This is a genomic window from Streptomyces sp. NPDC012769, from assembly GCF_042901205.1.
In the GTDB taxonomy this organism is placed as follows: Bacteria; Actinomycetota; Actinomycetes; order Streptomycetales; family Streptomycetaceae; genus Streptomyces.
Window position 1 is genome coordinate 17,359 of the sequence record NZ_JBIBCP010000008.1, and the last position, 14,133, is coordinate 31,491.

At 73.1% G+C, this 14,133-nt stretch carries 12 protein-coding genes; 8 read left to right on the top strand and 4 right to left on the bottom strand.

What is annotated here, in order from left to right; all coding sequences use genetic code 11:
• Positions 1-2: 2 nt before the first annotated feature.
• A complete protein-coding gene (locus tag ACFY7C_RS33445) occupies positions 3-491 on the bottom strand; it encodes a MarR family winged helix-turn-helix transcriptional regulator (RefSeq protein WP_389658221.1) in 489 nt (162 codons plus the stop codon).
• A 111-nt stretch (positions 492-602) separates the two neighbouring features.
• On the opposite strand from ACFY7C_RS33445, the gene ACFY7C_RS33450 reads away from it, so the two are divergent.
• The gene (locus ACFY7C_RS33450; RefSeq protein WP_389658786.1) at positions 603-1,364 is read left to right on the top strand and encodes a dioxygenase; all 762 of its coding nucleotides are present in this window, start codon (positions 603-605) and stop codon (positions 1,362-1,364) included.
• On the opposite strand, the gene ACFY7C_RS33455 is transcribed toward ACFY7C_RS33450, so the two are convergent.
• Complete coding sequence (locus ACFY7C_RS33455; RefSeq protein WP_389658224.1) at positions 1,361-1,885, bottom strand: GNAT family N-acetyltransferase; 525 nt, start codon at positions 1,883-1,885, stop codon at positions 1,361-1,363. The genes ACFY7C_RS33450 and ACFY7C_RS33455 overlap by 4 nt on opposite strands.
• A gap of 149 nt (positions 1,886-2,034) precedes the next feature.
• Between ACFY7C_RS33455 and ACFY7C_RS33460 the strand changes: the two genes are divergently transcribed.
• Entirely contained in the window at positions 2,035-3,036 is a 1,002-nt protein-coding gene (locus ACFY7C_RS33460) for an RNA polymerase sigma factor RpoD/SigA (RefSeq protein WP_389658227.1), read from the top strand.
• Positions 3,037-3,109: 73 nt separating this feature from the next.
• Here ACFY7C_RS33460 and ACFY7C_RS33465 read toward each other — a convergent pair whose 3' ends face one another.
• Entirely contained in the window at positions 3,110-4,066 is a 957-nt protein-coding gene (locus ACFY7C_RS33465; protein WP_389658230.1) for a helix-turn-helix transcriptional regulator, read from the bottom strand.
• Positions 4,067-4,127: 61 nt separating this feature from the next.
• On the opposite strand from ACFY7C_RS33465, the gene ACFY7C_RS33470 reads away from it, so the two are divergent.
• The 4 genes from ACFY7C_RS33470 (at position 4,128) to ACFY7C_RS33485 (ending at position 9,779) form a co-directional block, all read left to right on the top strand.
• Positions 4,128-5,666: an MFS transporter gene (locus tag ACFY7C_RS33470; RefSeq protein WP_389658233.1), complete on the top strand. Its 1,539-nt coding sequence runs from the start codon at positions 4,128-4,130 to the stop codon at positions 5,664-5,666.
• A gap of 197 nt (positions 5,667-5,863) precedes the next feature.
• A complete protein-coding gene (locus ACFY7C_RS33475; RefSeq protein ID WP_389658236.1) occupies positions 5,864-6,625 on the top strand; it encodes a DeoR/GlpR family DNA-binding transcription regulator in 762 nt (253 codons plus the stop codon).
• Positions 6,622-7,593, top strand: coding sequence for a 1-phosphofructokinase (gene pfkB / locus ACFY7C_RS33480; RefSeq protein ID WP_389658239.1), 972 nt, complete (start codon positions 6,622-6,624; stop codon positions 7,591-7,593). The genes ACFY7C_RS33475 and pfkB overlap by 4 nt, the downstream gene beginning before the upstream one ends.
• Positions 7,594-7,787: 194 nt before the next feature.
• Positions 7,788-9,779, top strand: a complete 1,992-nt coding sequence (locus ACFY7C_RS33485; RefSeq protein ID WP_389658242.1) for a fructose-specific PTS transporter subunit EIIC — start codon at positions 7,788-7,790, stop codon at positions 9,777-9,779.
• Between the two features lie 124 nt (positions 9,780-9,903).
• Here the strand turns inward: ACFY7C_RS33485 and ACFY7C_RS33490 are convergent, their stop codons facing one another.
• Positions 9,904-11,049 carry a hypothetical protein gene (locus ACFY7C_RS33490; protein WP_389658245.1) on the bottom strand — a complete coding sequence of 382 codons (1,146 nt, stop codon included), beginning with the start codon at positions 11,047-11,049 and terminating at the stop codon, positions 9,904-9,906.
• A gap of 264 nt (positions 11,050-11,313) precedes the next feature.
• Here ACFY7C_RS33490 and ACFY7C_RS33495 point away from each other — a divergent pair, with 264 nt between their 5' ends.
• Both ACFY7C_RS33495 and ACFY7C_RS33500 read left to right on the top strand, forming a co-directional pair.
• Positions 11,314-12,456 carry a glycosyltransferase gene (locus ACFY7C_RS33495; RefSeq protein ID WP_389658248.1) on the top strand — a complete coding sequence of 381 codons (1,143 nt, stop codon included), beginning with the start codon at positions 11,314-11,316 and terminating at the stop codon, positions 12,454-12,456.
• Positions 12,457-12,468: 12 nt separating this feature from the next.
• Complete coding sequence (locus tag ACFY7C_RS33500; RefSeq protein ID WP_389658251.1) at positions 12,469-14,127, top strand: glycosyltransferase family 39 protein; 1,659 nt, start codon at positions 12,469-12,471, stop codon at positions 14,125-14,127.
• Positions 14,128-14,133 lie beyond the last annotated feature (6 nt).

Sequence of the window (14,133 nt, forward strand, 5' to 3'; positions counted from 1 at the left end):
GCTCAGCGGAGCCAGGGCAGGTCCGCGTCCGGGCCCGTGGGCTGGAGGCCCTCGGCGACGGTCCGCATGATCGCGCCGAGCTGTTCGACCTGCTCGGGCGTGAGCCGGTCGAAGAGCGCCTGCCGTACGGCCTCGACATGGCCGGGCGCGGTGCGGCGCAGCACCTCGTACCCCTCGTCCGTCAGGGTGGCGAACTGGCCGCGCTTGTCGGAGGGGCACTCCTCGCGCGTCACCCAGCCGTTCTTCTCCAGCCGGGCGACGGCGTGCGAGAGCCGGGAGCGGGTGATCTTCACGGCCTTGGCCAGCTCCGTCATGCGCATCCGGCGCCGCGGGGCCTGGGAGAGCTGGACGAGCAGTCCGTAATAGACGTGGGGCATCCCGGCGTCGCGCTGCAGCTGGCGGTCGAGATGGTCCTCCAGGAGGGTGGTGGCGTGGAGGTAGGCGCGCCAGACGCGCTGTTCCTCGTCGCTGAGCCAGCGGGGTTCGGTCATGGATCCATGGTACGACCAATCCTTGAAACTTGAACTACATCGGGTTACCCTCTAGCTTGAATCTTCAAGTACTCGGAGGTCGCGGTGGACACCCAGCACTCACCGGAACGGATGCCGGCCCTCTACCTCTCCCACGGTGCGCCGCCGCTCGCCGACGACCCGGTCTGGCCCGGCGAGCTCGCCGCCTGGTCCGCGCGGCTGCCCCGCCCCACGGCGATCCTCGTGGTCTCCGCCCACTGGGAGGAGGCCCCGCTCGCCCTCGGCGCCACCGAGACCGTGCCGCTCGTGTACGACTTCTGGGGCTTCCCCGAGCACTACTACCGCGTCCGGTACGCGGCCCCCGGAGCCCCCGCGCTCGCCGAGGCCGTCCGCAAACTGCTCCGCGCCCCCGGCACCCCGGTGCAGGACATCCCCGACCGGGGCCTGGACCACGGCGCCTACGTGCCGCTCGTCGAGATGTTCCCCGAGGCCGACATCCCGGTCCTCCAGATCTCGATGCCCACCCTCGACCCGCGCCGCCTCATGGACATCGGCCGCCGGCTCGCCCCGCTCCGCGACGAGGGCGTCCTCATCGTCGGCAGCGGCTTCTTCACCCACAACCTCGCCGCACTCCGCCACACCGGAGTGCCCGGCTGGTCCGCCGAGTTCGACGCCTGGGGACGGGAGGCGCTCGCCGCGCACGACGTCGACGCCCTGCTCGACTTCCTGGCCACGTCACCCGCCGGCCGGCTCGCCCACCCCCGCACCGAACACTTCGCGCCACTCTTCGTCACCATGGGCGCGGCGGACGCGGCCGGCGACCTGGACCGCCAGCGGAGCGTCATCGACGGCTTCTGGATGGGCCTGGCGAAGCGCTCGGTCCAGTTCGGCTAATTCGGCTGATCGAGCCGCTTCTCGAACCAGGCCACGTCCCAATAGCGCCCGAACTTCCGCCCCACCTCGCCGTAGGTGCCGATGTGGCGGAAGCCGAAGCGGGCGTGCAGACGGGTCGACGCCTCGTTCGGCAGGGCGATCCCCGCGTACGCCCGGTGGACGTCCTCGCCGCGCAGGACCCGGAACAGCTCCTCGTACAGCAGCGTCCCGACGCCCCGTCCCCCCGCCTCGGGCGAGAGGTAGACGCTCACCTCCACGGAGGTCGCGTACGCGGCCTTCGGCCGGAAGGCGCTGCTCGTCGCGTAGCCGAGGATCCCGTCCGCCGCCTGCGCAACCAGAAGGCGGTGGGGGCCGTCTTCAGGGTGGGAGCGGAGCCAGGGAAGCCGCTGCTCCGGGGTGAAGGGCTCCGTGTCGAATGTGATCGCGGTCTCACGCACGTAGTGGTTGTAGAGCGCCGTGAGGGCCCCCAGGTCACCCTCCGTGCCCGCCCTGACCTGCACGTCCGTGGGTCCCATCGGCATGCCCCTCCCCGTCGCGGACGGCGCAGGATACTGCATGATCGCGAAAATCCAGGTGCCCGGTGGGAATTCTGTCCTGATTCCAGTCGTTGTTTCCGTCGGATGCAGGGCACCCGCAAGGGTGTCGCGACCTACTCAGCAAGGGAGCACGCATGGCAACCCGTGCCGTCGCCCGTCGTCAGTCGTCCGCCCCCGGCGGGAACAGCGGCAGGGCAAGCAGCGTTCGCGCCGTGGGCGGGGAGATCGCCGACCGCGACCTGGTCGGCATGTACCTCGACGAGATCGCGCGCACGCCCCTGCTCGACGCCGCCAAGGAGGTCGAGCTCTCCCAGACGATCGAGGCGGGCGTCTACGCCCAGCAGATCCTCGACGGGGAGAGCGAGACCGCGACCGCGGCGACCCGCGAGGAGCTGGAAGCGCTGGCCGCCGAGGGCGAGCGTGCCAAGGACCTCTTCATCAAGTCCAACCTGCGGCTGGTCGTCGCCGTCGCCCGGCGCTATCCGCGCAGCGGGCTGCCGCTGCTCGACCTGATCCAGGAGGGGAACGCGGGCCTGGTCCGCGCGGTCGAGAAGTTCGACTACGCGAAGGGCTTCAAGTTCTCGACGTACGCCACGTGGTGGATCCGCCAGGCCATCACCCGCTCCATCGCCGACCAGTCCCGCACGATCCGGCTCCCCGTCCACCTGGTGGAGGAGCTGGGCCGCATCCGCCGGGTGCAGCGGGAGTTCAACCGCGAGCACGGCCGCGAGCCGGAGCCCGCGGAGATCGCCGCGGAGCTGGGCTCGACCCCCGAGCGGGTCATCGACGTCCTCGACTGGTCGCGCGACCCGGTCTCGCTGAACATGTCGGTGGACGACGAGGGCGAGACGCAGTTCGGCGACCTCCTCGAGGACACCTCGGCGATCTCCCCGGAGCAGTCCGTCCTGACCCTCCTGCGCAGCGAGGAGCTGGACGACCTCATCGACCGGCTCGACCACCGCACCGCCTCGATCATCCGCATGCGCTACGGCATCGAGGACGGCCGGGAGCGCACCCTCACGGAGGTCGGCAAGGAACACGGCCTGACCCGCGAGCGCATCCGCCAGATCGAGAAGCACGCCCTGCTCGAACTGAAGAAGCTGGCCCGCGACACGGGCTTCGACGCGGTGGCCTAGGGCGGCCGGCGACCCGGCGGGCGGGTGGGTGGTGGGTGAGCGGGCCCGCCACCCGCCACCCACCCCCCGCGGCTCACCTCACCGCCGCTCCCAACCGCGCCGCCAGCTCCTCCACGTACCCCACCAGCGCCGCCGGCCCGTGCACGGTGAAAGCCGCGTCCACCAGTGCGAGCCGCAACGCCAGCCACTCGACGGAGTCGGCGGTCCGCACCCGCAGCCGGCAGGCGCCCTCGCCCTCCGGCACCGGTGCCAGGTGCGCCGGCAGCCGCGCCGCCACGAACTCCGCCGGTGCCTCGAAGCTCACGTCCAGGTCGAGCTCCGGCTGCGCCCGCGCCATCGACTGCTCCATGAACGCCGCCGCGTCCCCCGCCGGCAGCTCCCGCGGCGTGAAGCGCGCCCCCGTGGGGAACGGCTCGCTGACCCGGTCGACCCGGAAGGTCCGCCAGTCCTCCCGCCCCAGGTCGTAGGCGACGAGGTACCACCGCCGCCCGGTCGACACCAGCCGGTAGGGCTCGACGAGCCGCTTGGTCTCGGTCCCGTCGCCGGCCCGGTAGCCGAACCGCAGCCGTTCCTGACCCGTCACCGCGCCCGCGAGCGCGGTCAGCGTCTGCGGGGCGACGGTCGCCCCGTCTCCCCGGGTCAGCGGGATCGTCGCGTTCTGGAGGGTGGAGACCCGGTGCCGCAGCCGGGACGGCAGCACCTGCTCCAGCTTGGCCAGCGCCCGGACCGACGCCTCCTCCACGCCTTCGATGGCGTGCCCGGCGCCCGCCCGGAGGCCGACCGCGATCGCGACCGCCTCCTCGTCGTCGAGGAGCAGCGGCGGCATGGCCGTTCCGGCGACCAGGCGGTAGCCGCCCACCGCGCCCATGGTCGCCTCGACGGGGTAGCCGAGGTCCCGCAGCCGGTCGATGTCCCGCCGGATGGTGCGCGGCGAGACCGAGAGCCGTTCGGCGAGCTCGCTGCCGGGCCACTCGCGCGGGGTCTGGAGGAGCGACAGCAGATTCAGGAGTCGTGCCGGTGTGTCCGTCATGTTTTCAGGATGCGCGCCATCTAGGACATGGACTGTCCTATATGACATCTACGTTCATCCCATGAGTTCACACGACGCCGTCATGGATGCGGCCCCCACGGACAAGAGGCGCTGGATCGCCCTCGCCATCGTCATGACCGCCGCCTTCATGGACCTGGTCGACGCCACGATCGTCAACATCGCGATCCCCAGCATCGAGCGGGACCTCGGTGCCTCGTTCGGCGCGATCCAGTGGATCACCGCCGGTTACGCGCTGGCGTTCGCCGCGGGTCTGATCACGGGCGGCCGACTGGGCGACATCTACGGCCGCAGGCGCCTGTTCCTCCTGGGCACCGCGGGCTTCACCGTCGCCTCGGCACTGTGCGGGTTCGCCGCCAACCAGGAGATGCTGGTGGGCTCCCGCCTCCTCCAGGGCGCGGCCGCGGCGATGATGGTGCCGCAGGTGCTGTCGATCGTGCACGTCACCTTCCCGGCGCACGAGCGCGGCAAGGTCTTCGGTCTGTTCGGCGCGATCATCGGTCTCGGCGCGGTCTCCGGACCGCTGCTCGGCGCGCTGCTCACGCAGTGGAACATCGCGGGCCTCGAGTGGCGTCCGATCTTCCTGATCAACCTGCCGGTCGGCGTCGCGGCCCTGTTCCTCGGCCGCCGCTTCATCATCGAGTCGAAGGCGCCGAAGGCGCTCCGTCTCGACCTGGTCGGCGTGGTCATGGTGACGGGCGCGCTGCTGATGCTGATCTACCCGCTGACCCGTGGCCGTGAGCTGGGCTGGCCGCTGTGGGGCCACCTGATGATGGCCGGCAGCCTGCTCGTCTTCGCCGCCCTCATCGCGTACGAGAAGTACAAGACGCGGAAGGACGGCTCGCCGCTCCTGGAGCTGTCGCTGTTCAAGGTGAAGAGCTTCGCGGCGGGCATCGCGGTGCAGCTGACCTTCGGCGTCGTGATGGGCATCTTCTTCCTGGTGTGGACGCTCTACATGCAGATCGGCCTGGGCTGGAGCCCGCTCCGGGCGGGCCTGACCGGTGTGCCGTTCTCGATCGCGGTCTCGACGGCGGCGGGTCTGTCGGTCCAGAAGCTGGTGCCGCGCTTCGGCCGCAAGGTGCTCCAGGCGGGCGCCCTGACCATGATGGCGGGCATCCTCCTGTACTTCTTCGTGGCGGGCCGCTACGGGGCGGAGATCCAGACCTGGCAGATGATTCCGCCGCTGGTGGTGATGGGTCTGGGCATGGGCCTGATCGTGGCTCCGCTGACGGACGCGGTGCTGTCGGAGGTGCCGCGGGAGCACGCCGGTTCGGCCTCGGGTCTCATCAACACGACCGGACAGATGGGCAACGCGCTCGGCCTCGGCCTGGTGTCGGTGGTGTTCTTCGGGACGATCGACGAGAAGCGGCTGGCGGCGGCACCGGCGGAGACGGGCGCGGCGTTCACGAACGCGTTCCAGAACTCGCTGGGCTGGGCGGCGGCGGTGCTGGCGGCGATCTTCCTGGTGATGTTCGCGCTGCCGGCGAAGCCGAAGCAGCACGTCGAAGGTGCGGTGGAGGACTCGGTCGAGGGCGCGGGGGAGCCGATGGAGCCGGTGAAGGAACCGGCGCTGGCGGTCTGACCGCCTCCCGGCTCGGGCACGGCGAAGGGCCCCGGTCATGCCGGGGCCCTTCGCCGTACCCGGCGCCATTACGCAAACCCCCCTCCGATGCCCGTTCGGGCCCGCTTCTATGCCCGTTCCCGTTTACTTTCCCGACCATCGGGCGTAGCGTGACCCGTGAAACCACAGGTTCGGGCATGGAACGGACGTAAACCCACATGTACGCACCCGAGCGCCAGCAAGCGATCCTCCGCCTCGCCCGCGAGGGCGGCCGGGTCGACGTGCTCTCCCTCGCCGAGGAGTTCCAGGTCACCGCCGAGACCGTGCGGCGCGACCTGAAGGCCCTCGACCGCGCCGGGCTCGTCCGCCGCGTCCACGGCGGCGCCATCCCGGCCGGCCGGCTCGACTTCGAGCCGGACCTCGCCGAGCGCGAGTCCACCGCCGCGGACGAGAAGGACCGGATCGTCCGCGCCGCCCTCGCCGAACTCCCCCAGGAAGGCAGCGTCGTCCTCGACGCCGGTACGACGGTGGCGCGGCTCGCCGCGGAGTTCCCGCTCGACCACGCGCTGACCGTCGTCACCCACGCGCTGCCCGTCGCCGCACGCCTCGCCGACCACCCCGGCATCGACCTCCACCTCGTCGGCGGACGGGTGCGCCACCGCACCCGCGCCGCCGTCGACGCCTGGGCGCTGCGGGCGTACGGGGAGATCCGCGCCGACGTGGCCTTCCTCGCCACCAACGGCTTCTCGCCCGAGCACGGACTCACCACCCCCGACCTCGCCGAGGCGGCCGTCAAGCGGGCCCTGCTCACCTCCGCCCGCCGGGTCGTGCTGCTCGCCGACTCGGCCAAGCACGGCCAGGAGCACTTCGCCCGCTTCGGTTCCCTCGCCGACGTCGACCTGCTCATCACCGACAGCGGGCTCAGCCCCGAGGACGCCGCGGCGATCGAGGCCGCGGGAACGGAAGTCGTACGCACATGATCCTCACCGTCACACCGAACCCCTCCCTGGACCGGACCTACGAGGTCCCGGCCCTGGAACGCGGCGAGGTGCTGCGCGCCACCGGCGAGCGCATGGACCCCGGCGGCAAGGGCGTCAACGTCTCCCGGGCCCTCGCCGCCGCCGGGCACCGCACGGTCGCCGTCGTCCCGCTCGGCGGTGCGCCCGGTGCGCTCGTCGCCCAGCTCCTCGCGGCGCAGGGCATCAGGGTCGCGCCGGTCCCGCTCGCCGGCCACACCCGCTCCAACATCGCGATCGCCGAACCGGACGGCACGCTGACGAAGGTCAACGCGCCGGGACCGGAGCTGAACGCCGAGGAGTCCGAGACCCTGCTCGCCTCGGTCGGCTCCTACCACCCCGCACCGGAGTGGATCGCCTGCTGCGGCAGCCTGCCGCGCGGCCTCGCCCCCGAGTGGTACGCCGAGCTGGTCACCCGCGCGCACGGCGCGGGCGCCCGGATCGCCCTGGACACCTCGGGCCCGTCGCTCCTCGCGGCCCTCGCCGCCCGCCCCGACGTGGTCAAGCCGAACGCCGAGGAGCTCGCCGAGGCGGTCGGCCGGCCGCTGGCGACCGTCGCCGACGCGGTGAAGGCGGCGGAGGACCTGCGGGCCTCGGGCGCGGGCGCGGTGCTCGCGAGCCTGGGCGCGGACGGTCAGCTGCTCGTCTCCGCCACCGGTGTCTGGTACGGCCACGCAGCCGTCCCCGTCGTCCGCTCCGACGTCGGCGCGGGCGACGCGTCCCTGGCCGGCTTCCTGGCGGCCGGCGGCGAGGGCCCCGAGGCCCTTGCCGCCGCGGTCGCGCACGGCGCGGCGGCCGTCCAACTCCCCGGCAGCGAGATGCCGACCCCGGCGGACCTCGACCCGGCGGCGGTCACGGTGACCGCGGACGTCCCCCTGGACCGCGTACTGCGGGACGTGAACGACGCCGGAGAGCAGGGGGGCCGACGATGAGCACGGAGATCACGGGGGGCGTCCCGCGATGAGCACGGAGATGACCGTGGATGTCCCTCTGGACCGCGTACCGCGCGATGTGAACGACGCCGGCGAGCAGGGGGGCCGGCGATGAGCACGGAGATCACCGGGCGCATCCCCCTGGACCGCGCACCGCGCGATGTGAACGACCCCAGCGAGCAAGGGAGCCCGCGATGAGCCCCATGATCACCGCGGACCTGGTCGACCTCGACCTGTCCGCCGACACCAAGGAAGCCGCGGCCCGCTCGCTCGCCGAGCGCATGGTCGCTCTCGGCCGGGTGACCGATCTCGACGGCTTCCTGGCGGACGTCGCGGCCCGCGAGGCCCAGATGCCGACCGGCCTCGACGGCGGCATCGGCATCCCGCACTGCCGCAGCGCCCACGTCACCGAACCGACCCTGGCCTTCGGCCGCTCCCCGTCGGGCATCGACTTCGGCGCCCCCGACGGCCCCGCCGACCTGATCTTCCTCATCGCCGCCCCGGCCGGCGCGGACGACGCGCACCTCACCATCCTCTCCTCGCTGGCCCGCCACCTGATGGACGAGGCCTTCACCCAGGCCCTCCGCACCGCGACCACGGCAGCCGAGGCAGCCGCACTGATCGCGGGCGAGGAGCCCCCTGCCCCGCAGCAGCCCGCCGACGCGGACGCCGACCCGGACGAGGGCGGGGGAGAGGCTCCGTTCCGGATCGTCGCCGTCACGTCCTGCCCCACCGGCATCGCGCACACCTACATGGCCGCCGAAGCCCTGGAGCAGGCCGCCCGCGACGCGGGCGCCGAACTCGTCGTGGAGACGCAGGGGTCCGCCGGTTTCACCCGGATCGACCCGGCGGTCGTGGCCGCCGCGGACGGCGTGATCTTCGCGCACGACGTGCCGGTACGGGAGAAGGAACGGTTCGCCGGTAAGCCCACCATCGACGTGGGCGTGAAGGCCGGCATCAACCGCCCCGCCGCCCTCATCGCCGAGGTCCGCGCCAAGGCCGCCCGCGGTGAGGTCACCCGCGGTGAGGTCTCCCGCCCCACGGGCCCCACCCCCGTCGACAACGCCGGCGAACCGCACGAGGGCTATGCCACCCGGCTCCGGAAGTGGCTGATGTCCGGTGTCAGTTACATGGTCCCGTTCGTCGCCGCCGGCGGACTCCTCATCGCCCTCGGCTTCGCCCTGGGCGGCTGGGACATCGACAAGGCCCCGTCCGTCGCCGAGCACTTCGCCTGGGGCCAGGTCGACAGCTGGGCCGCCCTGATGTTCCAGATCGGCGGACTGGCCTTCGGCTTCCTCGTACCGGTGCTCGCCGGCTACATCGCGTACGGCATGGCCGACCGTCCCGGTCTCGTCCCCGGCTTCGTCGGCGGCGCCGTCGCGCTCACCATCGACGCCGGCTTCCTCGGCGGTCTCGTCGCCGGCCTGGTCGCCGGCGGCACCGTCCTCGCCATCCAGAGGGTGCGGATCCCGGCGGTCCTGAGGGGCATCATGCCGGTGGTCGTGATCCCCCTGCTCTCCTCGATCGTCGTCGGCTTCCTGATGTTCCTGGTGATCGGCAAGCCGATCGCGAGCCTCCAGAAGGCGCTGACCGACTGGCTCTCCGGCCTCTCCGGCGCCAACGCGGTGGTCCTCGGCGTCATCCTCGGCCTGATGATGTGCTTCGACCTCGGCGGCCCGGTCAACAAGGTCGCGTACGCCTTCGCGGTCGGCGGCCTCGCCAACCCCAACGAGGGCTCGCTCAAGGTCATGGCCGCCGTGATGGCCGCCGGCATGGTGCCGCCGCTCGCGATGGCGCTCGCCACGGCGGTGCGGGGCCGGCTCTTCACCCGTACCGAGCGGGAGAACGGCAAGGCGGCCTGGGTGCTGGGCGCCTCCTTCATCTCCGAGGGCGCGATCCCCTTCGCCGCGGCCGACCCGCTGCGGGTCATCCCGGCGGCGATGGCGGGCGGCGCGGTCACCGGCGCCCTGTCGATGGCCTTCGGGTGCACGCTGCGCGCCCCGCACGGCGGCGTCTTCGTGATCCCGCTGATCGGCAACCCGCTGCTGTACCTGCTGGCGATCGTCGCCGGCACGGTGGTGAGCGCGGCGCTGGTCGTCCTGCTCAAGAGCGCGCGCGGACCGGCCTTTGAGGAGGGCGGTGGCGAGCGGACCGGGGCTGGGGCGAAGGTCGCCGTCGCAGCCTGACCGGCCCGTAGACAGGACGGCCCCGAGGGGCGGTACGCGGGACACGCGCACCGCCCCTCGGGCGTGTTCCGACCGGGGCGGCCCCGGAACGGGACCCGGACCCGGGACCGGATCAGCGATCAGCTCACTTCATCGCCTTCAGGACCTGGTTCACCTTGCCGTGGCTCTTCTGACCGGCCAGGAACCTGTTGACGCTGTTGGTCTTCGCGGCCTTCGCCTTGGCGGCGGTCGGTCCGTTCAGCTGGATCCACCGGCCGCGCGGGTAGTCGGGGTCCGTGGGGACGTCGGTGACGGTGCTGCAGTCCAGGGTGTTGCCCGAGCCCGGCACGGTGACGCACCGGAACTCCCACACCTCGCCTGTGGTGGTGATCACCTCGACCGAGATCTGGTTGGCCTGCTCGGCGATGGACACGGCGCAGGCACCCTCCGGGGCACCGGGGAGCGGATACCAGATGAAGTCCGTGACGTCGGACTGCAGGTCGCGGATGCCGGCGTACACGTCACCGTTGTCGACGACACCCTTGACCTCGCGGCTGGCTTCGAGCCGGTGGGCGTCGATGTCAACGCACGTGGCCGGTCCAGCCGGTCCCGTCGCTCCAGTCGGGCCGGCCGGGCCCTGGATGCCCTGCGGTCCCGTCGGGCCCTGCGGGCCGGTGGCTCCGCCACCCGGTCCGGTCGGTCCCTGCGGACCCACCGGTCCAGCCGGGCCGGCCGGGCCGACCGGGCCCTGGATGCCCTGCGGTCCCGTCGGGCCGGGGGTTCCGCCACCCGGGCCGGTCGGGCCCTGCGGACCCGTGTCGCCCTTCGGGCCCGTGTCGCCCTTGGGCCCCGTCGGTCCTGCCGGCCCCGCCGGGCCCGTCGGGCCGGGCTTCCCGCCGTGCGGCTCGCAGTCGTCGCCACCGCCGCCCTGGAGGACCCGCCCGCCCGGCCCGTTGTGCACCGCGTGGTTGACCTTGCCGTCGACGTACTGCTGGATCCGGTCCGTCTCCCACGGCGGCGGACCGTCCTGGTGGTGCGGCGGCGGGCCGTCCTGGTGGTGCGGGGGCGGACCGTCCGGGTGGCCCGGCGGCGGGCCGTCCGGGCACTCGCCGCCACCGGTCGGGGCGGCTGCGCTGAGAGCACCGGGCGCGCCCGGCGTCTTCGCCATGACGGAGGGACCCGCGATGCCCGTCAGAACGAGCGCGAGCGAGGCGACGGCTCCACCGGACACCCAGGTGCGGCGCCGGGCGATCGGACCCAGAAAGGATCCGGTCCTGAGATCAGGACGCATTCATCTGCTCCTTCGATAGCTGGATCGGGGGGGTGAGCGGAAGCGTGTTCGGCTTCACTGCGGGTCATCGGGTCCTGCGCGCGCCGCCTTGAGGGTCGCGGCGATCAATCAACTCCACGGCCTACGCGTCGCATCGAATGGGTGCGTACGCGGGAGCGAACCTTGTAGCGGCCTCCGGCGTGCCGTTTCCGGCCGGCGGGCTCGGGTCCGTACGGTCGCCCGGTCCTGAGGTCACCCGGACCGATACGCGGGAGTCGTGTTGCCGTGAAGCCGTCCCTCTGCCTCTGCATGATCGTCAAGAACGAGGCGCGCGTCATCGAGCGCTGCCTCGCCTCCGTGCACCCGCTGATCGACACCTGGGTCATCTCCGACACCGGGTCCACCGACGGCACCCAGGAGCTGATCCGCGGCGCGCTCGCCGGCGTTCCCGGCGAGCTGACCGAGGACAGGTGGGTGGACTTCGGCCACAACCGGAGCCTGAACCTCGCCCGGGCTCGCGGCCGGGCCGACTACCTGCTGCTCCTCGACGCCGACCACGTGCTGCGCCAGGACGGGCCGCTGCCCGCGCTCACGGCCGACGCCTACCTGCTGCGCCACGCGGGCACGCTGGAATACCGCATCAAGCGCCTGGTCAGAGGCGACCTGCCGTGGCGGTACGAGGGCGTCACGCACGAGTACCTCACCGTGGACCGGGACCACACCCAGGAGAACCTGGACGCCCTCGTCATCGACGACCGCGCCGACGGCGGCTCGCGCCACGACAAGTTCGAACGCGACGCCCGCCTGCTGACCGCCGACCTCGACCGCGACCCGGACAACCCCCGCACGGTCTTCTACCTCGCCCAGACCCTCCGCGACCTGGGCCGCGCGGGTGAGGCCGCCGCCCTCTACGAGCGGCGCGCGGCGATGGGCGGGTGGGGCGAGGAGGTCTACTACTCCCTGCTCCAGGCGGGTGTCCTCGCCGCCGAGGCGGGCGACTGGGCCACCGGTCAGGACTCCCTCGTACGGGCCTGGGAGGCGCGCCCGCAGCGCCTGGAGGCGTGCTACGAACTGGTGTCGCGGCTACGGCGCATGAACCGCCACCACGCGGCCCACGCGATCGTCTCCGCCGTCCTCGACCGCGACCCGCCCGCCGAGGACCTGCTGTTCCTGCAGCCCTGGGTGTACCGCTGGGGGCTGCTCTTCGAGTATTCGATCACCGCCTACTGGGTCGGTGACCACGAGGCCTCGCTCGCCGCCTGCGACCGGCTCCTCGGCCTGCCCGACCTGCCCGCCCTTTACCGCGAGCAGACCCGCGCCAACCGGGAGTTCGCCGTGGCGAAGCTGGCCCCGGCCCCCGCCTCCCCCGCGTCGCCCGGGTCCCCCGGGTCCGTCCCCGCCCCCGTGTCCGCCGGCCACCACGGCTGAGGAGCCGCGTCCATGGGAACGTCCGTCTCCGTAAGGGACCGCGCCACCGACCCCACCGACCCCGTCGGCCGCACCGACACCACCGAGCCGGGCGGGTCCGCGGCGCCCGGGGGCGGGCAGGCCCGCCGCCGGCTGGTGGGCAGCGCGTGGCCGTGGCCCGGCCTCCTCGCGGCGGGCCTCGGGCTGTACGGGGCAGGAGGCCCCCAGCTGTGGGAGGACGAGCTCGTCACCTGGGAGATGGTGACCCGCCCGACCGGCCGGCTGCTCGAGACGCTCCAGCACGTCGACGCGGTCCTCGCCGCGTACTACCTCCTGCTGCACGGCTGGACCGGCCTCTTCGGCGACTCCGACCTCGCGCTGCGGCTGCCCTCCGTGCTCGCCGTCGCCGGGGCTGCGGTCTGCACCGCGCTGATCGGGGCGCGGCTGGCAGGGCCGCGGGCCGGCCGTGTCGCGGGGCTGATTCTCGCCCTCACCCCGGTCGTGTCGCGCTATGCCCACGAGGCCCGGCCGTACGCCCTCGTCGTCCTCGCGGTGGCTCTCGCCACGCTGCTCCTGCTGCGGGCCCTGGACCGGCCCGACCGCCGGCGGCGCTGGTGCGGATACGCCCTGGCCCTGTCGGCCGTCGGGCTGCTGCACCTGGTGGCGCTGACCGCCCTGGCCGGCCACGCCGTGGCGGCCGCCGCGAAGGGCCGTGCCGTCGCCGTACGCTTCGGGCTCGCCGTTCTCGCCGGCGTGGCCGCGACCGCCCCGGTGCTGCTCCTCGGCCGGTCCCACGCAGGGCGCCAGATCTCGTGGATTCCCCGCCCCGACCTATGGGGCATGGCCGGCCTCTGGCCCCAGCTCTTCGGTTCGGCCCTCACCGCGGGAGCGGCCCTCGCCCTGGCCGCGCTGGCGTGGGCCCGGTGGCCGGACCAGGGCGACGCCGCGGCCACGAACACGGCCACGGACGAGGAGACGGACGCGGACAGGGAGAGGGACGCGGACAGGGAGAGGGACGCGGGCGCGGGCATGGGCAGCGGCGGTCCTGACCGGGCCCTGCTGCTCACGATGACGGTCTCCGCCGTGGCGCCGCCGCTGGTGCTGTGGACGGTGTCGCACGGCGACGTGTCGTACTTCTACTTCCGCTATCTGCTGTTCACCCTGCCCGCCTGGGCGGTCCTGGCGGGCACCGGACTGCGGCACGTGCGGCCCCGGGCCGTCGTCGCCGCGCTGCTCGCCGGCCTTGCGCTGCTGACGCTGCCGGAGCAGCGGGCGCTGCGCGAGCCGTACGCCCACTTCTGGCACGGTGTGGACTTCCGGGGCGCCGCCGCCGTCATCCAGAAGTACCACCAGCCCGGAGACGCGGTGGTCTACGACCGGGGCGACGACCACTGGCGCCTGCTCGACGCGGGCGTCCGCCACTACCTGCCCCGCGAACTGAACCCCCGGGACGTCTTCCTGGCCCGCTCGGCGGCCGACCGGGCGGACCTGTGGGCGTCGGAATGCACAGAGCCGGGGCGCTGTCTGCGCGACGAGCCCCGCATCTGGCTGGTCGTACCGGCCGGTGACGCGGACCCGCTGGACGCCCTCCCGCCCGCGCAGGCCGGCGCCCTGCGCGCCCGCTACACGGCGACCGGCGCGGAGCGGCTGACCGGTGTGACGGTCGCGCTGCTGGTCCGCAGGCCCGCGTGACCGGGG